This window comes from Actinacidiphila glaucinigra (genome assembly GCF_035918135.1).
Lineage (GTDB): Bacteria > Actinomycetota > Actinomycetes > Streptomycetales > Streptomycetaceae > Actinacidiphila > Actinacidiphila glaucinigra.
The window spans coordinates 7,853,888-7,874,487 of record NZ_CP109144.1 but is presented as its reverse complement, the minus strand read 5'-3'; the positions used below and the strand labels follow the sequence as shown (position 1 = coordinate 7,874,487).

At 71.3% G+C, this 20,600-nt stretch carries 18 protein-coding genes; 9 read left to right on the top strand and 9 right to left on the bottom strand.

Going from position 1 to position 20,600, the window contains the following annotated elements; genetic code table 11:
• Nucleotides 1–69 precede the first annotated feature (69 nt).
• The 3 genes from OIE69_RS35600 (at nt 70) to OIE69_RS35590 (ending at nt 3,913) form a co-directional block, all read left to right on the top strand.
• Nucleotides 70–2,121, top strand: coding sequence for an ATP-binding SpoIIE family protein phosphatase (locus tag OIE69_RS35600; protein ID WP_326578769.1), 2,052 nt, complete (start codon nt 70–72; stop codon nt 2,119–2,121).
• 209 nt (nt 2,122–2,330) lie between these two features.
• On the top strand, nt 2,331–3,050 hold the full coding sequence (locus OIE69_RS35595; protein ID WP_326578768.1) for a hypothetical protein: 720 nt from the start codon (nt 2,331–2,333) through the stop codon (nt 3,048–3,050).
• 128 nt (nt 3,051–3,178) lie between these two features.
• Nucleotides 3,179–3,913 (top strand): DUF6193 family natural product biosynthesis protein, encoded by a 735-nt coding sequence (locus OIE69_RS35590; protein ID WP_326578766.1) that lies wholly within the window; start codon nt 3,179–3,181, stop codon nt 3,911–3,913.
• Between the two features lie 332 nt (nt 3,914–4,245).
• Here OIE69_RS35590 and OIE69_RS35585 read toward each other — a convergent pair whose 3' ends face one another.
• From OIE69_RS35585 to OIE69_RS35570, 4 genes are all read right to left on the bottom strand, one after another.
• Nucleotides 4,246–4,497 (bottom strand): hypothetical protein, encoded by a 252-nt coding sequence (locus OIE69_RS35585; protein WP_326578764.1) that lies wholly within the window; start codon nt 4,495–4,497, stop codon nt 4,246–4,248.
• A 654-nt stretch (nt 4,498–5,151) separates the two neighbouring features.
• The gene (locus tag OIE69_RS35580) at nt 5,152–7,284 is read right to left on the bottom strand and encodes a SpoIIE family protein phosphatase (RefSeq protein WP_326578762.1); all 2,133 of its coding nucleotides are present in this window, start codon (nt 7,282–7,284) and stop codon (nt 5,152–5,154) included.
• 561 nt (nt 7,285–7,845) lie between these two features.
• Nucleotides 7,846–8,100 (bottom strand): hypothetical protein, encoded by a 255-nt coding sequence (locus OIE69_RS35575; protein ID WP_089228730.1) that lies wholly within the window; start codon nt 8,098–8,100, stop codon nt 7,846–7,848.
• A complete protein-coding gene (locus OIE69_RS35570; protein WP_326578759.1) occupies nt 8,097–8,453 on the bottom strand; it encodes an ArsR/SmtB family transcription factor in 357 nt (118 codons plus the stop codon). The genes OIE69_RS35575 and OIE69_RS35570 overlap by 4 nt, the downstream gene beginning before the upstream one ends.
• 247 nt (nt 8,454–8,700) lie before the next feature.
• On the opposite strand from OIE69_RS35570, the gene OIE69_RS35565 reads away from it, so the two are divergent.
• Nucleotides 8,701–11,835: an ATP-binding protein gene (locus tag OIE69_RS35565; RefSeq protein WP_326578757.1), complete on the top strand. Its 3,135-nt coding sequence runs from the start codon at nt 8,701–8,703 to the stop codon at nt 11,833–11,835.
• Here OIE69_RS35565 and OIE69_RS35560 read toward each other — a convergent pair.
• The 4 genes from OIE69_RS35560 to OIE69_RS35545 form a co-directional block, all read right to left on the bottom strand.
• Nucleotides 11,816–12,607, bottom strand: a complete 792-nt coding sequence (locus tag OIE69_RS35560; protein ID WP_326578755.1) for an ABC transporter permease — start codon at nt 12,605–12,607, stop codon at nt 11,816–11,818. The two genes, OIE69_RS35565 and OIE69_RS35560, sit on opposite strands and share 20 nt — an antisense overlap.
• Nucleotides 12,604–13,572 (bottom strand): ATP-binding cassette domain-containing protein, encoded by a 969-nt coding sequence (locus OIE69_RS35555; RefSeq protein WP_326578753.1) that lies wholly within the window; start codon nt 13,570–13,572, stop codon nt 12,604–12,606. Before OIE69_RS35555 ends, OIE69_RS35560 begins: the two co-directional genes overlap by 4 nt.
• A gap of 481 nt (nt 13,573–14,053) precedes the next feature.
• Nucleotides 14,054–14,521 (bottom strand): hypothetical protein, encoded by a 468-nt coding sequence (locus tag OIE69_RS35550; protein WP_326578751.1) that lies wholly within the window; start codon nt 14,519–14,521, stop codon nt 14,054–14,056.
• A gap of 183 nt (nt 14,522–14,704) precedes the next feature.
• Nucleotides 14,705–15,343, bottom strand: a complete 639-nt coding sequence (locus tag OIE69_RS35545) for a TetR/AcrR family transcriptional regulator (RefSeq protein ID WP_326578749.1) — start codon at nt 15,341–15,343, stop codon at nt 14,705–14,707.
• A gap of 202 nt (nt 15,344–15,545) precedes the next feature.
• On the opposite strand from OIE69_RS35545, the gene OIE69_RS35540 reads away from it, so the two are divergent.
• From OIE69_RS35540 to OIE69_RS35520, 5 genes are all read left to right on the top strand, one after another.
• Nucleotides 15,546–16,307 carry an SDR family NAD(P)-dependent oxidoreductase gene (locus tag OIE69_RS35540; protein WP_326578747.1) on the top strand — a complete coding sequence of 254 codons (762 nt, stop codon included), beginning with the start codon at nt 15,546–15,548 and terminating at the stop codon, nt 16,305–16,307.
• Between the two features lie 68 nt (nt 16,308–16,375).
• A complete protein-coding gene (locus OIE69_RS35535) occupies nt 16,376–16,849 on the top strand; it encodes a cupin domain-containing protein (protein ID WP_326578745.1) in 474 nt (157 codons plus the stop codon).
• Nucleotides 16,850–17,133: 284 nt separating this feature from the next.
• Nucleotides 17,134–17,637: a hypothetical protein gene (locus OIE69_RS35530; protein WP_326578743.1), complete on the top strand. Its 504-nt coding sequence runs from the start codon at nt 17,134–17,136 to the stop codon at nt 17,635–17,637.
• A gap of 38 nt (nt 17,638–17,675) precedes the next feature.
• On the top strand, nt 17,676–19,100 hold the full coding sequence (locus OIE69_RS35525; protein ID WP_326578741.1) for a flotillin family protein: 1,425 nt from the start codon (nt 17,676–17,678) through the stop codon (nt 19,098–19,100).
• Between the two features lie 89 nt (nt 19,101–19,189).
• Nucleotides 19,190–19,447 (top strand): hypothetical protein, encoded by a 258-nt coding sequence (locus tag OIE69_RS35520; protein ID WP_326578739.1) that lies wholly within the window; start codon nt 19,190–19,192, stop codon nt 19,445–19,447.
• Nucleotides 19,448–19,463: 16 nt separating this feature from the next.
• Here OIE69_RS35520 and OIE69_RS35515 read toward each other — a convergent pair whose 3' ends face one another.
• The gene (locus tag OIE69_RS35515; protein ID WP_326578737.1) at nt 19,464–20,585 is read right to left on the bottom strand and encodes a tellurite resistance/C4-dicarboxylate transporter family protein; all 1,122 of its coding nucleotides are present in this window, start codon (nt 20,583–20,585) and stop codon (nt 19,464–19,466) included.
• Nucleotides 20,586–20,600: the final 15 nt, after the last annotated feature.

Genomic DNA, 20,600 nt, shown 5'->3' with positions numbered 1-20,600 from the left:
TGTCGCCTGCCGAGGAAACCGCAGACGGAGGTTGTCGCACGTCCCGCTCCCGGTGGGGAGGTGTACTGCGTGCATCCGGTTCGACCGAACAGGAGCTTCGTCCTCCTGCTTCTCAGCGTGGTGCTGATCTCGGTCCTGCGACTGGCACTGGCGGCCGCCGACGTGCACATCATGGGCATAGCCGAGTACGCCGTCCTGATTCCGGTCGTGGCCAGTGCCCTGCTTCCGGTGCGGCAGACCGTGATCGTCGGAGTGTTCAACCTGGCCGCCGCCATCGCGCTCTACGGAGTCCTCCTTCGGGACATGGGGCGCGCCAACCAGATCACGATCATCACGGCATTGGCGGTGGCCCTGGTTGTCAGCGCGGCCGTCTGCCGGATCCGTGTCGCCGGCGAGACGCGCTTCCGGCGGCTCGTGATCGCTCGCGAACGGCTCGCGCTCCTCAGTGAGGCCAGCAGCCGTGTCGGAAGCACTCTCGACGCGACTCGGACCACCGAGGAACTGGTCGAGGTCGCCGTGCACCGCTTCGCCGACCACGCCTACGTGGACCTCTTCGACAGCGTCCTTCAGGGCGACGAACCCGTCCTGCGGCCCGGCACGGGTGACCTCACCCTGCGCCGTACCGCGGTGGCGGGACCGTCCGCGTCCTCGGAGGCGGTGCAGCCGGGCGATCCCGTCATCTACCGGCAGAGCGCGGAACCGACCCTCGGGCTGTTCACGGGCGAGCCCGGAATGCTGGAGATCACCGACCCCGCCGCCTCCCTGCCGGCAGAAAGCGGCGACGCCGGCACGAGCGGGGTACGCTCCGCGCTGGCGATCCCCCTTCGCGCCCGAGGGGTGACCCTGGGCGCGGCACTCTTCACACGCTTCCCGGGCCGGGATCCCTTCGACGCCGACGACCTGCTCCTGGCACAGGAGATCGGGGACCGGGCCGCGGTGTGCGTGGACAACGCCCGCCACTACACCCGGGAGCACAACACCTCCCTGACGTTGCAGCGGAGCCTCCTGCCGCCGAGCGCACCGCGGCAGCCGGCGGTGGCCGCGGCCACGCGCTACCTCCCCGCGGGTCCGTACGCGGGAGTGGGCGGCGACTGGTACGACGTCATCCCCCTGTCGGGGGCCCGGGTCGCCCTGGTCGTGGGCGACGTGGTCGGCCACGGCGTTCGCGCCTCGGCGACCATGGGCCGGCTGCGCGCCGCGGTACGAACACTCGCCGACATCGATCTGCCGCCCGACGAACTGCTCACCCACCTCGACGACGTCGTCACCCGGCACCGGGACTTCGGCGAGCCCCAGGACGCGTGCCATGAGGTCGGACCGGCTGTCGGCGAGATCGTGGCGACCTGCCTGTACATGATCTACGACCCGGTCACACGCCTCTGCACGGCCGCCCGGGCCGGCCACCCGCCGCCCGCCGTCATGCGGCCCGGATCGGACGTCGAATACCTCGACATTCCCGCCGGCCCTCCCCTGGGCGTGGGAGGACTTCCCTTCGAGGCGGCGGAACTGGAACTGCCCGAAGGCACACGGCTCGCCCTGTACACCGACGGCCTCATCGAATCCCCCGGACGCAGCCTCGACGAGGGACTCAAGCATCTGCGAACAGCGCTGTCCGATCCCATTCCCGCGCTGGAGGACATGTGCGACCACGTCCTGCACACGGTGGTCGGCCAGGGGGCCCGGGACGACGTCGCCCTCGTCATCGCCCGCACCCAGGAACTCGACGGCACCCATGCCGTCGCGTGGGACCTCACGGAGGACCTTGCCGAGGTCGCCCGGGCCCGTGACCTCGCCTCCTCCCGGCTGGAAGGCTGGGAACTGGGGGAGCTGGCGTTCACCACGGAGTTGGTCATCAGCGAGCTGGTCACCAATGCCATCCGCTACGGCTCGGGGCCGGTACAACTGCGGCTCATCCGTGAGGACGCCCTGATCTGCGAGGTGTCCGACGCCAGCAACACCGTTCCCCACCTGCGGCGAGCCCGGATGTTCGACGAGGGCGGCCGCGGGCTGTTCATCGTGGCGCAGCTCGCCGAGCGCTGGGGCACCAGACAACGGCCCGACGGCAAGACGATCTGGGCCGAGCTCGCCCTCCCGGCCGCCGGCCCGCAGCCGATTCGGTGACGTCCGGTGCAGGCGGAAGGTGATCCGGGGACAGCGGTGCAAGCGCTGAGGTCACACCGCCGGGACGAGTCGATGACTCCCAGGTGCTGGAAGGAAGCGAGTCCGATACCCGCGAAGTGCCGGCGGACGGGGTGCGCCCGCCAGGTCAAGGCGCAGGCCTCGCAGCCGATCTCACCGTCCTGTACTCCCGACCGGCAGCCTGAGGACGCATGAACGAACTGCTGACCGCGGCGATCGAAGCCCACGGCGGAAGCGCACGCTGGCGTGATCTGACCCGGGCGCGATTCACCCTTGTCAGCGGAGGGCGCCTGTTCGCCGTCAAGGGTGTGCCGCAGGATCCCGAACCACGCGAGATGACCATGCTGCTGCACGAGGAGCGTGCCTCGGTCAGGCCCTTCGGCGCCCCCGACCAGAAGACCGACTTCACACCGGGACGGGTGAGCATCGACAAGGTCGACGGACGCGTGGTCGCCGCTCGCGAAAACCCCCGGTCCTCCTTCACCGGCCACACCCTCAACACCCCGTGGGATCCGCTGGACCGCGCCTACTTCAACGGCTACGCGCTGTGGACCTACCTCACCACGCCGTTCCTGCTGGCCATGCCCGGCTTCACCGTCAGCGAGATCGACCCGTGGCAGGAGGGGAAGGAACTGTGGCGTGGCCTGCGAGCCACCTTCCCGCCCGGGATCGCCAGCCACAGCACGCACCAGGACTTCTACTTCGGCTCCGACCATCTGCTCCGCCGACACGACTACCGCGTCGATGTCGCGGGTGGACTCGCCGCCGCGCAGTATGTGTACGACCACGTGGAAGCGGACGGCATCATCCTTCCCACCAAGCGCCGGGCATACAGCCGCGACGCCACAGGCCGCCCCGTCCCGGATGAGGTCGTGGTCTCGATCGACCTCAGCGACATCCACTTCAGCTGACGCTCGACGGGCCGCCCGCGAGCAGCGCGCCCGTCGGGCATCTCGGGGCCGCGGTCGATACCGGGTACACGCGGATGGTGGCTGCCGACCGCACCGCGGTTCCCATCGGCAGATGCCAGACTGCGGGGGTGGACCCCGACCTCTACCCCGACCTGGCCGCCGCGGGCGGTCTGGCCGCAGCCCTGGAGCAGGCAGCAGCCGGCCTTGGAGCCGATCTCGTCACCGAGCGCGACGCCCGGGACGCAGTGGTTCAAGCGCGTATCGCGACCACGGTGCCTGACCGCAAGCCGCTCTCCGTTTGGATCTATGCCAAGGAACGCGGCTTCGGTTTCTCCGGATGGAGCAGAGGGGTCGAGCTGATCGCGGGATACACGGAACACCTCGAGGATGTGGTCCGAGTAGGGGTGGCTTGGGGAGAAGGCATGGGGCTGCGCGAGTTGCACGAACGGTTCCCGTTTCTCCACCACAGCGAGCGCGCCGAAGCGCATGAACGCGGGCCGGCCGCGGAGGTCGAACTGCAGTGGCGTCTGCTGCACGAACAGGCGGCGGAAGCGCCCGACTTCCCCGGCTTCCGGCTGCTCGTGCAGGCGGCCCATGCCGCACCGCGTCTGCGGCAGCTCTATCCGTTCTCCAGCCACTGGGTACTGGGCTTCACCGGCCGCACCGGGCAACCGTCAAAGGTGGAGGTGGTCATCGCCCCCGCGTACGACGGTCGCCCCTATCGCGTGAGGGACTATCTTCACGCCGGGGACGGTGTGATCGGTGAAGCCTCCACCGCAGAGGAGGCCGTCGCCTTGGCGATCGCCCACCTCCCCGCCGATCTGGGCCCAGCCATCGCGGGGACCTCCGACCCCGATGACTGACATCGCGTCGGCCGCTCGCCCGCTCTTTGCTGAGCCTCCACCTGAGTGCGACGGCCACGAGCAGGCCGGCAGCCAGATTCCCCCGGTGCAGCGGCCGCCCGATATCACTTCGGGACGAAGGGGCTTCGTGCCCGCTGCGTGCACGTTGCACCGTCCGGTCCGCCACGCCCCAAGACTGCGCGACGCCGGCACGGTGGGAGACGGCGCTCGATGACCACCATCGCGTCATCTGGAGGGCTCCGCAGTGACGGGCGGGTCCTCCGTCGGTCACCAGCGGCCTTCGACGCCTCGGGCAAGAGCCGCGGGGGTTCGTGTAATGCGGCGACGTTGCCCTACGGGGTGAGTGCGACGTAGATGGATCCCTCGGTGGCAGACCACGAAAAGCCCTGGTGCACCGTGCGAGCGCCGTCGGTCAGAATGCGGGCGGCCATGGCGGTGACCGACTCGGCCAGGCCCGAGGCGTTGTCCGGCGCCCACTCCCGGGCGCGGTCGGCGAACATGTAGAGGGTCTGCAGCGCCGCCTCGACGTCGTGCACCTGCTGGCCCGCGTAGGCGACGGGCTTGATCTCCCAGCACATCCGCATGGCATCGCTCCTCCGGAAGGAAGCGGCTACAGCGCCAGGATGCGGGTCCGAGGCCCGGCGCGCATGCCGGTGAGGGTGGCCCTGGCTGCGGGACGGGTGCCCTGAAGTACGCGTTTCCCTGGTTTGGCCTGCGGATCCGTGTACGGCACTCAGGAACGGGCACGTCCGCGACCCGGAAGAGGGCTCCGCACATGCGCCCTCCCCACGGTGCCCCGACATTGGTGGAGTGTGCAGACGTCGGTTCGCCGGCTCGTGGACCGCATGCTCTGCGAGGGCAAGCCGGAACGCCGAAGGCCGATGCCGGTCGACGCGTGCGTTCGGACGTCGCCCCTGGGCGGCTCCCGTGGTCTCAGCGCACGCGCCGACCTCACGCCGAGGAGCCCTCGCCGGTGGGTTCCGGCGCGGGCTCCTCAGGACCGAGGGCTTGCGGAGCAGGTCGAAGCTCTCGTATGCGACGGCACGATCGCGTGCTCTCGCGTGATCCGCAAGCTGAAAGGCGCAATCGAGTGACGGGGCCCGCCAGAGACCGGGGCATGCGCACTGGGCACCTTCGGCAGCTGCGCGGCGATGAGGCCGAGCAGGCCGATGACGGCGCCGCGATCATCGCGGCGCCGTGAGCGTGCGCGGACGGACGCGCCACGGTCCTCGGGTCGCTCACGTGACGCGCGCTACGAGGAGGGCGATGTCGTCGGTTCCGGGAGTGGTCGGCATGGCGTGCTCCAGCAGGGTGTCGGCGAGGTCGTCGACGTCTTGAGTGCCGCCGGCTTGGGTGAGGTGTTGTGCGAGGCGATCGGTGGCGTGGTCGATGTCCGTGCCGGGAGCTTCGACGAGACCGTCGGTGTACAGGATGAGGACCGTGCCGGGCGGCACGGGGATGTCGAGGGTGGGGTAACCGGCGTCCGCGGTGACACCCAGCAGGATGCCGACAGGCATCGCGAGAGCCTCCGTACGGCCGTCGGGGTGTCGGATCAGGGGGGCCGGGTGGCCGGCTGTGGCCAGCCGGGCACTGTGCCGTGCCAGGTCGACGTGGGCATACAGGCAGCTGGTGAACAGGCCCGGGTTGAGGTCGGTGATCAGCCGGTTGGTCCGGGCGAGAACGGCGCCAGGTGCGGTGTGGGCGGCGGCGTGGGCGTGGACGGCGGTGCGGACCTGGCCCATGAGTGCGGCGGCCTGGACGTTGTGGCCCTGGACGTCGCCGATGGTGATGGCCGCGCATCGTGACCCGCAGCGGATGAGGTCGTAGAAGTCCCCGCCGATGTCCGTGCCGTGGCCGGCGGGCAGGTAGCGGGCAGTGACCTGCAGTCCGGGGACGGAGGGCAGGGCTTGTGGGAGCAGACCGGCCTGCAGCGTCCGCGCCAGGTTGAGGTTGGCGTCGTACAGCCGGGCGCGGTCCAGGACTTGGGCTATCAGACCGGCAACCGAGGTCAGGATGGCGCGTTCGGCCGTGGGGAAGGCGCGTGGGTGGTCGTAGGACAGGACCATCAGGCCGATAGGGCGGCCGGACGCTATCAAGGGCAGGAAGGCCCAGGCGTCGCGGTCTTTGAAGCGGGGAGCATGCGGGTAGGCGCGTCGAAAATCGGCGTAGCTGCCGAAGAAGCCTGGCGAACCGCTGGTCAGTGCCTGTACAGGCGGTGTGGGATCGGTCAGGGGCTGGCCGTCGAAGCGTGCCAGGAACTCGGCGCTGTAGCCGCGAGAGCCCAGGATGCGCAGGCGACCGCCTTCGGCCAGCCACAGGGCCAGGCCCTGGACCTCGAAGCCGGGCACCAGTTGATCGCCGACCAGGTCGACGACGTCCTTCACGCGCACTACTTCGCTGAGGGTCGCCGCCATGTGCATCAGTTGATACAGAGTGGTGGCGTCGACTGCCTCCACTGCGCCTGGTGGTGCCTGGACGGCAGGTGCGACGGCGTTGCCGCACGATTCCTGCGGCAGTGCCGTGATGTGGACGCTGACGCCGGAGTCGTCGGGGTAGAGGTGGAAGGACAGCCGCAGACCCGGCGGTCGCACAGCCGTGAAGGTGGTGGGCCGGCGGCTGATGACGGCAGCCCGGTAGCGCTCCTCGAAGTCCGGATGGTTCAGCCACAGCAGGACCTTCCAGGGCCTGGAGCCCACCAGCCGGGCAGTATCGACGTCCAGCAGATCGACGGCCGCGGCATTGAGATAGGTCACCCGGCCGTCGAGGTCCAGCGAGCAACAGCCCACAGGGAGGCGCTCGGTGAAAGTGTGTGCGGCCACGGCCTCGGCCCGGTCCGGGGTGCGTTGCCGGAGCGGGGCCAGGGTCCGTGGTTTTGGCTCCGCGAGCACCGGCTTCCCCCCGTCGGCTGCCCGCTGCATGACCAGACCCGCATCGCGGCAGAAGGCATCGATCACATCGCGCTCTCGCGCGGTCGGCCTTGCTGGGTGCCGGACCGGCCACAGCAGGACCAGGCCGCCCCAGACCGCATCCGCATGAACAACGGGAAAGGCCGCCAGCACAAAGTCATAGGGCAGCACGAACCCCAGCCGAGGATAGCGGCGGGCCATCTCCTCCTGGCTGCCCACCCACACCGCGCACTGGCGACGCACGGCATCCGCCAGCGGCAACGGGTCGTCGAGCATCACCCGCGCCCATGGCGCCGCCATCTGCCAGGGGCCGCCGGACAGGACCGCAAGCTCCAGCGCCTTCCCTCCGGCCGGCAGCAGATACAGCATGCCGATGGACGCCCTGCAGTCCTGCAGGACGTGCCCGAACAGCCGCTCAAGCTGTTCCAGGCTCCGCCCGGCGCTTGACGGCAATGCGTTCTGCACTCTCCGTCACCAACCTGGCGCTGTGTCACCGGCTCCCGTGAAAGCAGGCAGGGATCGGAGCCACGGCGGCTACCGACGGTAGCGTCCCAACGATCATCCCTGTGCCGCAGCCCGGACATTCGCCATTACGGACGCCGCCCCATCACTCGTGCACCTGCCCCAGCGTGCCTCGCACACACGCGCTGGGACGTGCGACCTCGCCGCGCGGCTCGGCCACCTCCGGCGATATCGCGCGTCCCGCGTCAGCGCGCGGCCCTGCAACGCCCCGGGGCCGTGGGGAAGGCGCAGTCGGCACAGCGCGACGTACGGCCCGCATCCGACGCCGCGTGCGCAGGAGGCGACCGCCCCGGACGGCATTCCGCAGCCCCGTGCCGAGTCCTGGCACGCCCGGGGAGAGCACGACGCCGACGACGCTCACAGGCGCGGCTGACGCCCTACGGGAGCGCCGCCCTCGCCCGTGATGCGGGCGGGGGCCCGTCAGGACCGTGGGATGTGTTCTCCATGGGTACGGCCGGGAGTTGGCCCTCCCGGCCGTACCGTCACCCGTTCGTTTCCTGTCCGCTAGTCGATGGAGCGCATCATCTTCTCCATCTGCGTGACCGAGGACCGCGTCTGCGCCAGTTCCTCCAGCGTGCGCCGGTGCAGTTCGACGTTGTCCTCCAGCAGTTCCGCGTACTTCGCGGCGAGCCGCTTGTACTGGTCCTCACGGGCCGCGAGCATCCGGGCCCGCCAGGTCGCGGCGATCTGCCACACGACCACGATGAGGAAGAGGAAGACACCGCCGGCGCCCACCACTCCCGCCATGTCTCCGTTCATTCCGCCGACTCCTTCACGGTTTCCTTCTCCTGATCGGTGATCGTCCGGGCCGCCTTGGCGACGAGGTCGGGGGTGAGTACGCAGGAGAACGGCGTGACCTCGTAGTACTTCATGGCCTTGCCGCCCTCCGACAGTTCCAGCGTCCCGGTGACCAGCCCGGCCGCCTCCAGCCGCTGCAGATGCATGTGCAACAGGGGACGGCCGATTCTCAGCTCGCGGGCGAGCCTGCTGACGTAGTTGCGGCCGCCCTCGGAGAGCGCCGCGACGATCCGCAGCCGGTGCGGATTGCCGAGCGCCGCGAGGACCGCCAGCAGTTCGTCCCCGGTCGGATCCGGGACCGGATCTCGGGTCATCACGCCCCCTTCCGGGCCACCTGTCAGTCAAAGCTGACACCGGACAGAACACCTGTCAAAGAAATCTGACACATCTCAGGGTCGGCAGACACACATCTCAGGGAGATCTCAGGGGCCGCCAGGGTCGGACCTCGGCGGCGAACTCATGACGTGCGGCGTCCGGGCCAACCGCCCACGGCCGTCCGGGCCCGCCGCCTCCGCGGCCCTCAACAGTCCCCCTGACATCCGCTGTCGATAGCCTGACCGAGTGACGACCGACCTGACTCTCCTGTCGCGCGTGGCCTACCGCGGCCGTGAGATCACCGCGCCCCGGCTGCGCGGTCTGCTCGCGCTGCTCGCGGGCGAACTGCGCGCCGGCTGCAGCACCGCGCGGCTGGTGGAAGGGCTGTGGCAGGACGAGCTGCCGGCCAACCCGGCCAACGCGCTGCGGATCCTGGTCTCCCGGGCCCGCACCCAGCTCGGGCCCGACGTCGTCGTCAGCACCCCGACCGGCTACCGGCTGGCGCTGGGCGAGGAGCAGGTCGACAGTGCGGCGGTGGTGCGGTGCGCCGAGGCGAGCGCCCGGCACACCCGGGCCGCGGATCACGCCGCCGCCCTGGCGAGTGCGCAGGAAGGCCTCGCCTTCTGGGACACCACTCCGGACGCCGACGCCGCGCCGGGCGACCCGGTCGCGGAACTGCGGGCCGAGCGGGCACCGCTCCACCACTCCCTCGTACGCTCCCGCGCCCTCGCGCTCGCCCGGCTGGGGCGACGGGCCGAGGCGCTGGCGCCCCTGACGGGGGTCTTCGCCCGCACCCCGCGCGACGAGGAGGTACTGGCCGAACTGCTGCGCGCCGAGGCGGCCACGGCCGGGCCGTCGGCGGCGCTCGCCCGCTACGACGCGTACCGGTGTGAGCTCCGTGACGACCTCGGCACCGACCCGGGCGCCGGGCTCAAGGCCGTGCATCAGGAGCTGCTGCAGGCCGAGGCCCCCGTGGTCCGGTACGGGGTGCCGCACGACCCGAATCCGCTGCTGGGGCGGGACGAGGATCTCGCGGCGGTGACCGCGCTGCTGCACTCCTCGCGGCTGGCCTCGATCGTCGGCCCCGGCGGGCTGGGCAAGACCCGGCTCGCGCACGCCGTCAGCCGGCAGGCGGAGCAGCGGGTGGTGCATTTCGTCTCGCTGGCCGGAGTCGGCACGGACGAGGACGTGGCCGGCGAGGTGGCGTCGGCACTCGGCGGTGCCAAAACGGCACGCGGTGGCGGTGGGGGGTACGGCGGCGGTACGGATGTGGCCGCCGGAATCGTCGCCGCCCTCGGCGCCGGCCCGGCGCTGCTGGTGCTCGACAACTGCGAGCAGGTCGTCCGGGGCGCCGCCGGCCTGGTGCGTGAGCTGGTAGCGCTGTCCAAGGACCTGCGGGTGCTGGTCACCAGCAGGGCACCGCTGGGTCTGAGCTCCGAAGCGGTGTACCAGCTACCGCAGTTGAGCCTGGCGATCTCGATCGAGCTCTTCGAGCAGCGGGCCCGGGCCGCGCGCCACCATGTCGAGCTGCCGCCCGAGGCGGTGGCGGAGCTGTGCAGGCATCTGGACGGGCTGCCGCTCGCCGTGGAGCTGGCGGCGGCACGGGTGAGGGTGCTGTCCGTTCCCGAGATCGCCCGCCGCCTCGGCGACCGCTTCGCGCTGCTGCGCGGCGGGACGCGGGACGCGCCCGAGCGGCACCGCACCCTGCTCGCGGTCGTGGAGTGGAGCTGGAATCTGCTGGAGGAGGACGCGCGGGCGGCGCTGCGGGCGCTGTCGGTCCTCCCCGGCGGCTTCACCGAAGACGCGGCGGAGCGGCTGCTGGACGACGGCGACGCGCCGTACCTGCTGGAGCAGTTGGTGGACCAGTCGCTGCTGAAGGCCGCCGACACCACGGCCGGGATCCGCTTCCACATGCTGGAGACGGTGCGGGAGTTCAGCGCCGCCCGGCGGGCGGCCGCCGGGGAGGAGGAATCGGTCACCGACCGGTTCCTGGGCTGGGCACGGGACTTCGGACTCGCCAACCACGACGTGCTGTTCAGCGCCGAGCCGCTGCGGCACTGGGCGCGGCTGCGCGCGGAGCAGGACAACCTCGTACTCGCCCTGCGGCTTGCACTCACCCGGAACGATCACGCCACCACCGCCGCGTCCGGCGCGGTGCTGGCCTGCGTCTGGCTCACCGACTCGGCGGGCTTCCACCGGCTTCTGACCCTGGCCGCCGACACCGCGGCACCGCTGTCGCACTACCGCCCCGACGCCCGGCACACCGAGGTCACCCGCACCCTCAGCGCCGTCTGCACCGCCGCCCCGTTCATCGGGCACGGGCCCCTCCGGCCGCGCCACCTCGTCACCCTGCGCCGCCTGCCGCCCGCGGAGCCGGACACGCTGTTGCGTGCGCTCTCCGTCGTACTGTGCACCATGCCGGACATGCGCCCGCCGAACTACGAGTCGCTGCGGGAACTGTGCGCCGGCGACGCGCCCTTGCTCGCGGGCATCGCCGAGTGCGTGGCCAGCTACATCTGGGAGTACGAGCACGAACCACAGCGTGCGCTCTCCTCCGCCCGCCGGATGCTCGCCCTGGTCGGCGTCGTCCCCAACCCGGCGCTCACCCTCCTCGGCCACTCCCGCTGCAGCGAGCTGTGCGCGGACGCCGGTCTCGGCGAGGACGCCTACCGGCACCTGCTGGCCGCGCTGGACGCCCTGACGTACCTGAGCGACCAGTCGCCGACGACGGGACTGCGCCGGGGCCTTGTGCTGGCCTGCCTGCAGCGCGGCGAGCCGGACGAGGCCGAGGAGTGGCTGCGGCGGGTGGAGCGGAGCCTGTCCGGGGAGCAGAGCTCCGTCCTCACTCCCGACCTGGCGGCCTCGGCCGAGATCGCGCTGGCCCGCGGGCTGACCGAACTGGGTCTCAAGCGGTGGCGGACGGCCGCGGAACAGATGCGCGCGAGCGACGCTCCGCCCGCCGACGCCTCCATGGTCGCGTGGGCGCAGGCGATCGACGCCCACGCGGTGGCCGCGCACGCGTACGCCGGGCGACTGGAGCCGGTCGCCGGACTGGTGGCCGAGTTGGAGGACCGGCTGCGCACCCTGCTGGCCGACGGCTCCCTGCCGGCCGGCGAGATTCTGGGGTACGGCACCGGGGTGCTGGCCCTCGGTCTGGCCCGGCTCGCGGCGGGCGACGCGTCGGCGGTACGGCTGATGGCGCTTGCGGAACGGCTGCACGTGTCACAGGTGTTCCATCCCACGATGTCCCTCGACCGTGCCCGGCGGACCGCCGGGGAGACGGACGGGGCGGCGTACGCCGACGCGCTGTCGGAGTACGCCGCCCTCGGGCGGGACGGGCTGCGGGAGGCAGCCCGCGCGCTCATTTCGGGTCGCGGTTGAACTGCGCCGTCGACCACAGGTAGCCGAGCACGGTCAGGCCGGCGCACCAGGCGATCGTGATCCACCCGTAGTTGCCGATCTCGGTGCCGAGCAGCAGGCCGCGCAGGGTCTCGATGGCCGGTGTGAACGGCTGGTACTCGGCGATCGGCTGGAACCAGCCCGGCATCGTGTCGGCCGGGATGAAGGCGCTCGAGATGAGCGGGAGGAGGATCAGCGGCTGTGCGCTGTTGGCGGCCGCCTCGGCGTTCGGACTGGCCATGCCGATGCCGACCGCGATCCAGGTGAACGCCAGGGAGAACAGGACGAGCAGCCCGAACGCCGCCAGCCACTCCAGCGCCGTGGCGTCCGTCGATCGGAAGCCGATGGCCACGGCGACGGCACCGACGAGGACCACGCTGGCCACGCACTGCAGCACACTGCCGACGACGTGCCCGATGATCACGGAGCCGCGGTGGATCGCCATCGTGCGGAAGCGGGCGATGAGGCCCTCGCTCATGTCCATGGAGATGTACACCGCGGCCCCGATCACGGTGCTGCCGATGGTCATCATCAGGATGCCCGGGACGATGTAGGCGATGTACTCGGAGCGGTCGGCGCCGCCGCCGCCGATGCCCGCGCTCATCACGTCGCCGAAGATGTAGACGAACAGCAGCAGCAGCATGATCGGCGCGAGCAGCAGGTTCAGGGTCGCGGACGGGTAGCGCCGCGCGTGCAGCAGGTTGCGGCGCAGCATCGTGCTCGAGTCGCGGACCGCGAGGGACAGGGTGCTCATCGGACGTTCTCCTTGGGCTGGTTGGGGACGCCCGCCGGACCGGTGAGGGCGAAGAACACGTCGTCGAGGTCGGGGGTGTGCACGGTCAGTTCGTCCGCCTCGATGCCGGCCGTGTCCAGCCAGTCGAGGATGGAGCGCAGCTCGCGCTGGCTGCCGCCACTGGGGATCTGCAGGGTCAGTGCCTCGTCGTCCCGGGTCACCTCGCGCAGTTCGGCGGCGGCGGACCGGTACGCGGCCGGGTCGGTGAAGCGGAGCCGCACGTGGCCGCCGGGGATGAGCCGCTTCAGCTCCTCCGCGGTGCCCTCGGCGGCGATCCTGCCGTCGTTGAGCACCGCGATGCGGTCGGCGAGCTGGTCGGCCTCCTCCAGGTACTGGGTGGTGAGGAAGACGGTGACGCCCCCGGAGACCAGTTCGCGGATGATCTGCCACATGGTGTGGCGGCTGCGCGGGTCCAGGCCGGTGGTCGGCTCGTCGAGGAAGATGGTCCGCGGGCTGCCGACCAGGGTCATGGCGATGTCGAGGCGGCGCTTCATGCCGCCGGAGTAGGTGGACGCCGGCTTCTTCGCGGCCTCGACCAGGTCGAACCGCTCCAGCAGCTCGGCGGCGACCCGACGCCCCTCGCTCCTGGACAGGTGGTGCAGGTCCGCCATGAGGAGCATGTTCTCCTCGCCGGTGATCAGCCCGTCGACGGCGGAGAACTGCCCCGTGACGCCGATCCCGGCGCGCACCGCCTGAGGGTCGACGGCGAGGTCGTGGCCGCCGACACGGATGTCGCCCGCGTCGGCGGTGACGAGGGTGGAGAGGATATTGACGACGGTGGTCTTGCCGGCGCCGTTGGGGCCCAGAAGGGAGAAGACGGTGCCCGTGGGCACGTGCAGGTCGATGCCCTGGAGGACCGTCTTGTCCCCGAAGGACTTCCGCAGCCCCGTGGCTGCGATCGCTGATCCGTGGGTCGTTGTCATCATGCCCCGGAGTCTGCGGGGCGCCGCGTTCAACGGCCTTTCAGCGCGGTTTCATCAGCCGGCGATGACGGGCGACTCGGTGAAATGGCCTGGTCTGCGTATCGACTGCGCCTGCTGAGGGTCTCGCGGGGCCTTCGTCGGCGTCGCTGCGGCGCTCGTCGGCCCGCCGCGAACTCGCCGACGGAACGACGTCCTGGACGTGCCGTCCCGGCCGTACCTCGACCTCGCGACGGTCGAAACGGGAGCACGGCCTGGGGGCGGCCAGCGGTGTTTCGCCCCGGAGCATCGTCCGGGCCCGGTCCCGCGTGGTCGCCCGGTATTACGGCGGAACCGGCATCGAGAGCGAGTACCACGACGCCGGCGGACGGCGTCTGACCCTCGACGAGGTCATCGACGACGCTGTCCGCCGGCCCTGTACCGCGGCGGCATGTGCGGGTAGAGGTCCTCCTGAAGGCAGGCGCCGCGGCACCTGCCCCGCCGGACCTCACGCCACCGCGTCGTACGACGCCCGTGACCGGACACCGCCGCCGGAGCGCGGCCGCGGGCCGCGCTCCGCGAAGACGGTCAGACGCAGTACGAGATAGCGGCCGATCCCGACGAGCGCGGTGGCCGACAGGTACACCGTCTGCTGCAGGACGACTCCGGCGCCGGGTCGGAGCACCGCCAGTGCGCCGACAGCGGCCGACGTGACCAGCCAGCCCGCGGCGACGGTGGCCGCGCTCTTCAGATGGCCGGCCAGACCGGGCCGTCCGTGGCCGAACGAGATCCGGGCGTGCAGCTCGGTGGCGGCCACGGAGGAGGCGACGGTGGTCAGCACGTTCGCCGCCATCCACGGGATCCACTGCGAGAGCAGGACCAGGGCCGCCGAGGCCGCCAGGGTGACCCCGCCGCCCAGTCCGGCGAAGCGCACGAAGGCCGTCGCGTGCCGGCGCATCAGTCGCAGCCTGTTCATGGTGGTCCCCTCCCGAGTCGCCGCCCCCCGCGGGGCCGTCGTCATCCCGGAGAGCGTGGCCGACCCCGCGTTCATCGCCGTTTCACGGCGTTTTCAGGAGCGCCGGCGGCGGTGAAACCGCTGCGGCTCCACGCGGTGTGCCTCGACGTGATCAGTCGTCCGGCGGGAGTCGGGCGGGTTCGCCTACCAGAGCGGGCCGGTGCACATGTGCTGGATGGTGGACGCCAGCGCCCGCTTCAGTTCGTCGGCGTCCGCCCCGACGATCGCGTCGAACCCGAGCAGGTACCGCCCCACGTGCAGGCCCAGGAGGTGGCTGGCCACCAGAGAGGCCCGGAGCTCGGCCCGCTCGGGGGCGATGGCCGTGACGATCGGATCCACCACGCACGTGGTGAACAGCTCCCGCATCAGCGTGGCCGCCTCCGGACGCTCGCACGCCGCGTGCAGCAGGGTGAGAGCCGTGTTGGGCCGCCCGTCCTGCTCCCAGGTCGCCAGGAACACGTCGGCGAGGCGCTCGCCGATGTGGTCGCGCCCTGAGGCGAGGACCTGGCGGACGACGGTTTCGGGGTCGAAGGGCCACTCGACGGTGGCGGCCAGCAGGCCCGCCTTCGAACCGTAGAAGTGCACGACCAGTGAGGGCTTGACTCCCGCGTTCCTGGCGATCTCGCGCAGTGACGTCTGCGCGTAGCCCTTGCCGTCGAAGGCCGCACGGGCAGCGGTGAGGATCGTGGCGCGCGTCGCCTCGCCGTCCCGCGAACGCGTCGCACCGGGAGACCTGCCGCCCGGGGGGCCGGCGTCAGGGGGCGGGGTCTTCGTCGCTGCCATACCGGCAGTCTGGCACCCCCTACTGGACATGTACAGTTGCTGTAGCCTACAACTGTACATGTACAGCACGATGCGGTTCCGGTGGACGTCTCCCGGATGGCCCGCTCCCGCTTTCCGCTCGCCGATCGGCCCGGAGGTGCGCTTCACGGCGTCCCCGCCCGACCCCCGCGCCGGAGACATCCACGACCCCTGGGAGGTCAACATGACAAACGGTCGGCACGGCGGCAGGGTCGCGCTCGTCACGGGCGCGAGCAGGGGAATCGGCGCGGCCTCGGCCCGGTTGCTGGCGTCCCGCGGCATGCGGGTGGTCGTCAACTACCTCAACAGCCACAAGGAAGCGGACGACGTGGTCGCGTCCATCAGGTCCGCCGGGGGCGAGGCGATGGCCGTCCAGGCCGACGTTCGCGACGCGGACGCGGTGGCCGGCATGGTCGAGCAGGTCCGCGCCGCCATGGGCGAGGTGGAGGTGCTGGTCCACAACGCATTGGTCCCGTTCGCCGTGAAGTCGTTCGAGCAGATGTCGTGGGAGGAGTTGGGCACCAAACTGGAGGAGGAGATGCGGGCCGCGTTTCTGGTGACCAAGGCCGTTGTCCCCGGCATGACGGCTGGCGGCTACGGCCGGATCGTCTTCATGAGTACGGGCACGAGCCGGCAGCCCCGGGAAGGCATGATCGCGCTGGGCACCTCGAAGGCGGCGCTGAACCAGTTCGCCCGCTACGTCGCGCAGGAGATGGGGCCTCGCGGGATCACCGTCAACGTGGTGGCCGCGAGCCCGGTGGACGAGACGAGCATCGCCGATGTCCTCGGCGACCTGCACAGGAAGCGCCAGGCGGCGCAGACCGTGCTCGGCCGGATGGCCAAGCCCGACGACGTGGCCCGGGCCGTCGCCTTCTACGCCGGTGAGGACAGCGGTTTCATCACGGGCGCCATCGCGGGGGTCAACGGCGGCGGGGCCTGGGACTGACCCGGTTCACGACGACAGACAGCGCACCCACCCCCGCGAGCGCGAGGGCCGGAATCGAAGGAGTCACCATGGAAGCCAGGACCACCGCGCTGGTGGTGCAACCCGGTGAGGCGGCCGGGGCATCCCTCACCGACGGCGCGTTCGAGTTGCTCGCCGACGGAGGCGCGGTCAGCGCCAGCCGCCTCACCCTCGCGACAGGCGCCGACGGAGCACCCCCGCACCACCACAAGCTCTCCCACGAGCTGTTCTACGTGCTGGGCGGGACGATGCTGTTCCGTCTCGGCGACACCCTGACCACGGTGGCGAAAGGCGGGCTCGTCGTCATCCCGCCCGGCCTGCCGCACGTCTTCGGCGCGGCGGACGGCGAGACAGCCGACGTGGTGGTGGTCCTCAGCCCGGGAATCGAACGCTTCGGCTACTTCGAGCAGCTGGCCGCCATCAGCCGCGGCGAGGCCGAGTTCGCATCGCTCCTCCCCGAACAGCAGCGCTACGACGTGTACTTCGAGGAACTCCCCGACTGGCGGTCGGCCCCCTCACGGTGATCCCGACGGCCCGGCGCGCCCCCACGGATGCGCCGGGCCCCACTGCGGACTACCACCGGATGACGGCGTATCCGTTGCCGCCGCTGGGGCCGGCGCGCTCGCCGTGGCCCCGCCGCCGCCCGCACCCGAGCGAACTGAGGCTGGGGCCTCGACCCGTCGGAGCCGCCGACCGGCCGTAAAGAACGCGTAAAGATTGCCGGGATCAGGCAATGACCGAGTGCTGCGCTCCGTGACAGCATCGCGGTGTCTTCGAAAGACCGGATCGGCGAGCGGGCGGGGGCGGGATGGAATGGTTTCTCGGTCTTGGAATCGCCGGTCTGGTGGTGCTGGCGCTGGCCCTGGTCTTCGACGGCGTCCTGGACGGACTCTTTGACGGGCTCGGCGGCCTGGACGGACTGCTGTCCCTGCCGGTGATCGCCGGATTCGTGTCGATGCTGGGCTTCACCGGCGCGATCGTCCTGGGCACCACGGGTCTCGGGACGGCGTTCGCGGTCGCGGTGGGAGTGGCCGCCGGGGGCGTCGCGGGGTGGCTGACATGGAGGTTCAGCCGGTCCCTGATGCGCGGGGGTGCTTCGGCCGCGCCACGTGGCGACGACCTCATCGGCGGTACGGGCATGGTGGTCACCGCGATTCCGGCGGACGGCTACGGCGAGGTGCTCGCGTACCTGGCCGGTCAGCCCGTGAAGCTCGCGGCCAAGAGCACCGTCCCGCTGGCGCGGGGCTCGAGGGTGTGGGTGGAGGCGGCGCTGTCGGCCACGTCGGTGGCCGTGCGCCCCGTCGACCACTGACTGTTCGTCACTTTCTGCTCTGATCAAGGGAATCCGGCATGAGCCCTGTACTCACCGCTGTGGTGGGAATCGTCGTACTCGTCGTTCTGCTCGCCCTCGTCGTCGTCACCCGCTACAAGGTCGCCGGCCCCAGCGAGGCGTTCATCGTCACCGGCCGGCGCGGCAAGAAGTCCACCGACCCGGAGACCGGACGGATCTTCACCGACAACAGCGGCCAGAAGGTCGTGGTCGGCGGGGGCGTGTTCGTCGTGCCCTTCGTCCAGCAGAAGTTCACCCTGGACCTGTCCAGCCGGCACATCCCGGTCGCCGTACGCGGCGCGGTCACGCTGCGAGGGGTGAAGGCCCACTTGGAGGGCGTGGCGATCGTCAAGGTCGGGGGTACCGAGGACTCCATCCGAGCGGCGGCGCAGCGGTTCCTGATGCAGCAGGACGGCATCGTCGGCTTCACCCAGGAGGTCCTGTCGGGCGCTCTGCGCTCCATCGTCGGGCGGATGTCCGTGGAGGACATCATCCGGGACCGCGCGGCGTTCGCCGGCCAGGTCGCCGAGGAGGCGGAGGCGAGTCTGTCCGGGCAGGGTCTGGTCCTGGACGCCTTCCAGATCCAGGACATCACCACCGAGGGCTCCTACCTGGAGGACCTGGGACGGCCCGAGGCAGCACGGGCCAAGCAGGAGGCCGACATCGCCGAAGCCCTGGCGCGGCAGGCATCGGAGCAGGCGCGGCTCAAGGCCGAGGAGGAGATCGCGATCGCCCAGCGGACGTTCGCGCTCAAGCAGGCCGAGATCAAGGCCGAGACGGACGAGGCCGCCGCCCGTGCCGCTGCCGCCGGCCCGCTCGCCGAGGCCGCCCGCAGCCAGGAGGTCCTCACCGAGCAGGAGAAGGTCGCCGCACGGCAGGCCGCGCTGACCGACCGCGAACTCGACACCAAGGTCCGCAAGCCGGCCGACGCCGCGCGCTACCAGGCCGAGCAGGAGGCCGAGGCCCGCCGTATCGCGCTGGTCAAGGAGGCCGAGGCGGACGCCCAGCGCTCCCGGCTGACCGGTGAGGGCGAGAAGGCGCACCGCGCCGCGCTCGCCGATGCCGTGCGCATCGAGGGTGAGGCGCAGGCCGCGGCCATCGCGGCGAAGGGGTCGGCCGAGGCCGAGGCCATGCGGAAGAAGGCGGACGCCTTCGCACAATACGGCGACGCAGCCGTGCTGCAGATGCTGGTCGAGGTGCTGCCCCAGGTCGTCGCGAAGGCCTCCGAGCCGCTCGCCTCCGTGGACAAGATGACCGTGATCTCGACGGACGGAGCCGGCCAACTGTCCCGTACGGTCGCGGACAACGTGGCCCAGGGCATGGAACTGCTCAGCTCCACCACGGGAGTCGACCTCGCCGACCTGCTCAAGGGCATCACCAGGCGCGGAACCGCGGCGCCGGCCCACGCCGACACGTCCAACGGCAGGATCGAGATCGCCGACTGACGCGGGGCGAGGGACCGGCGGTGTCACCCGCAGGGGGCCGGGACACGGCGCCGAACCACGCCGGACCCGTCCAGGACGAGGGAGGCGCCATGCGTGACCCGACCGGAGGGACGTCCTTGGCCGTCGGTCTCCTCGTCCTGGGCGCGGTGCAGATCCTCAACATCGGGCTCGCCGTCGAGCTCGGCGTCATCGCCGCCCTGGGCGGACTCGTGGGCCTTGTCCGGTGCCTCCTCTTCGGGAACCACGGACACTGGCTGGTCCACACGGGCGCCGTCGTGGCGGCGACGACAGCAGTGGTCATGAGCTTCGCGCTGCCGGTGGGGTACCTGCCCTGGCTGCACGTCTGAGCGGCGGCGCCGTGTCCTACGCGCGTGCCTGCCCCGTGTCCGGAGCGGATCCCGCCGCGGTCGGGCGACGCGGCCGGAACCGGGAACCCACCATGGCGGCGAACACGACGGCCCAGAACGCCGCGGCGACCCAGACCTCCCAGCGGCCCATGCTCGTCATCCACGAGGTTCCGGTCGCGCGTCCCAGCTCGTGCGTGGTGACGGCGTACATCCCGACCGGGAAGACGAGGTTCCACCAGCCGAGGTCGTAGCGCAGCGGAATGCGGCGCAGCGCGTGCCGCCATACGCCCAGGGCCAGCAGGAGCGGGATGAGCCAGCTGGAGAACGACCACAGGACGACGGACGACCCGACGAGGAGCTCCCGCGAGAGCATCGTGCTGCCCGCTGGGAGGGCGATCAGCCGCACCGGGACGAGCGCGGCGATCGCCGCCGCCCCCATGAAGATCCAGACCGACGTCATGAGGCCCTCCGGCCGGACGGGCCGGGCCAGCAGCCTGGCCAGGACGATCGCGGAGGTCAGCAGGTACTGCATCAGGCCGACGGCCCAGCACACCACCGCCAGCACGGGCAGTACGTGTCCCGAGGTCACCCGGGCCAGCGAGGCCGCCGCGAGCGCCACCGACTCCGAGCCCACCGCCCACAGGAACCAGGTGCCGTTCACCTGGTCGAACGAGGGGCCCCGCTTCAGGGTGGTGATGAGCGCGAGCGGAATGCCGTAGTCCAGCACCACCCACCCCAGTGCCCCGAACGCCAGGAACGCCCCGACGGCTGCCGTGTGGCCGTCCGGCGCGAGGCGCGAGGCCAGCACGTTGGAGGAGATGGCGAGGGTCAGGAAGGCGAAGGCGCGCGGCCCGAGGAAGTCCGCGACGAACCGTTCACGCCGCCGCAGCAGCCGCCAGCCGTAGGCGGGCACCAGCACCGCGAACCCGGCCACGGCCACCCACAGCAGTGCGGCGGAGGCGGTGCGGGCACCGTTGACGTACAGGGCCGTGGAGACGATGCCGGTGCCCATGACGAACGCCAGCGCGCCGGGGTTGAGGTCCGCCACCGCGGCGGAGACGGCTGCGCGGTGTCCGGGCGGTCGGGGACCGGGGCCGGGCGTCCGCTCACCGATTCCGCGGCGGATGATCTTCGTCATAACGCGTCCTCCGGC

Bases quoted from the DNA above. Each gene is read 5' to 3' on its own strand.
- OIE69_RS35585 (WP_326578764.1), bottom strand. From the start codon at position 4,497: ATGCGGATGTGCTGGGAGATCAAGCCCGTCGCCTACGCGGGCCAGCAG.
- OIE69_RS35545 (WP_326578749.1), bottom strand. From the start codon at position 15,343: ATGGCAGCGACGAAGACCCCGCCCCCTGACGCCGGCCCCCCGGGCGGC.
- OIE69_RS35575 (WP_089228730.1), bottom strand. From the start codon at position 8,100: ATGAACGGAGACATGGCGGGAGTGGTGGGCGCCGGCGGTGTCTTCCTC.
- OIE69_RS35520 (WP_326578739.1), top strand. From the start codon at position 19,190: ATGCGTGACCCGACCGGAGGGACGTCCTTGGCCGTCGGTCTCCTCGTC.
- OIE69_RS35560 (WP_326578755.1), bottom strand. From the start codon at position 12,607: ATGAGCACCCTGTCCCTCGCGGTCCGCGACTCGAGCACGATGCTGCGC.
- OIE69_RS35530 (WP_326578743.1), top strand. From the start codon at position 17,134: ATGGAATGGTTTCTCGGTCTTGGAATCGCCGGTCTGGTGGTGCTGGCG.
- OIE69_RS35550 (WP_326578751.1), bottom strand. From the start codon at position 14,521: ATGAACAGGCTGCGACTGATGCGCCGGCACGCGACGGCCTTCGTGCGC.
- OIE69_RS35595 (WP_326578768.1), top strand. From the start codon at position 2,331: ATGAACGAACTGCTGACCGCGGCGATCGAAGCCCACGGCGGAAGCGCA.
- OIE69_RS35570 (WP_326578759.1), bottom strand. From the start codon at position 8,453: ATGACCCGAGATCCGGTCCCGGATCCGACCGGGGACGAACTGCTGGCG.
- OIE69_RS35540 (WP_326578747.1), top strand. From the start codon at position 15,546: ATGACAAACGGTCGGCACGGCGGCAGGGTCGCGCTCGTCACGGGCGCG.
- OIE69_RS35525 (WP_326578741.1), top strand. From the start codon at position 17,676: ATGAGCCCTGTACTCACCGCTGTGGTGGGAATCGTCGTACTCGTCGTT.
- OIE69_RS35555 (WP_326578753.1), bottom strand. From the start codon at position 13,572: ATGATGACAACGACCCACGGATCAGCGATCGCAGCCACGGGGCTGCGG.
- OIE69_RS35515 (WP_326578737.1), bottom strand. From the start codon at position 20,585: ATGACGAAGATCATCCGCCGCGGAATCGGTGAGCGGACGCCCGGCCCC.
- OIE69_RS35535 (WP_326578745.1), top strand. From the start codon at position 16,376: ATGGAAGCCAGGACCACCGCGCTGGTGGTGCAACCCGGTGAGGCGGCC.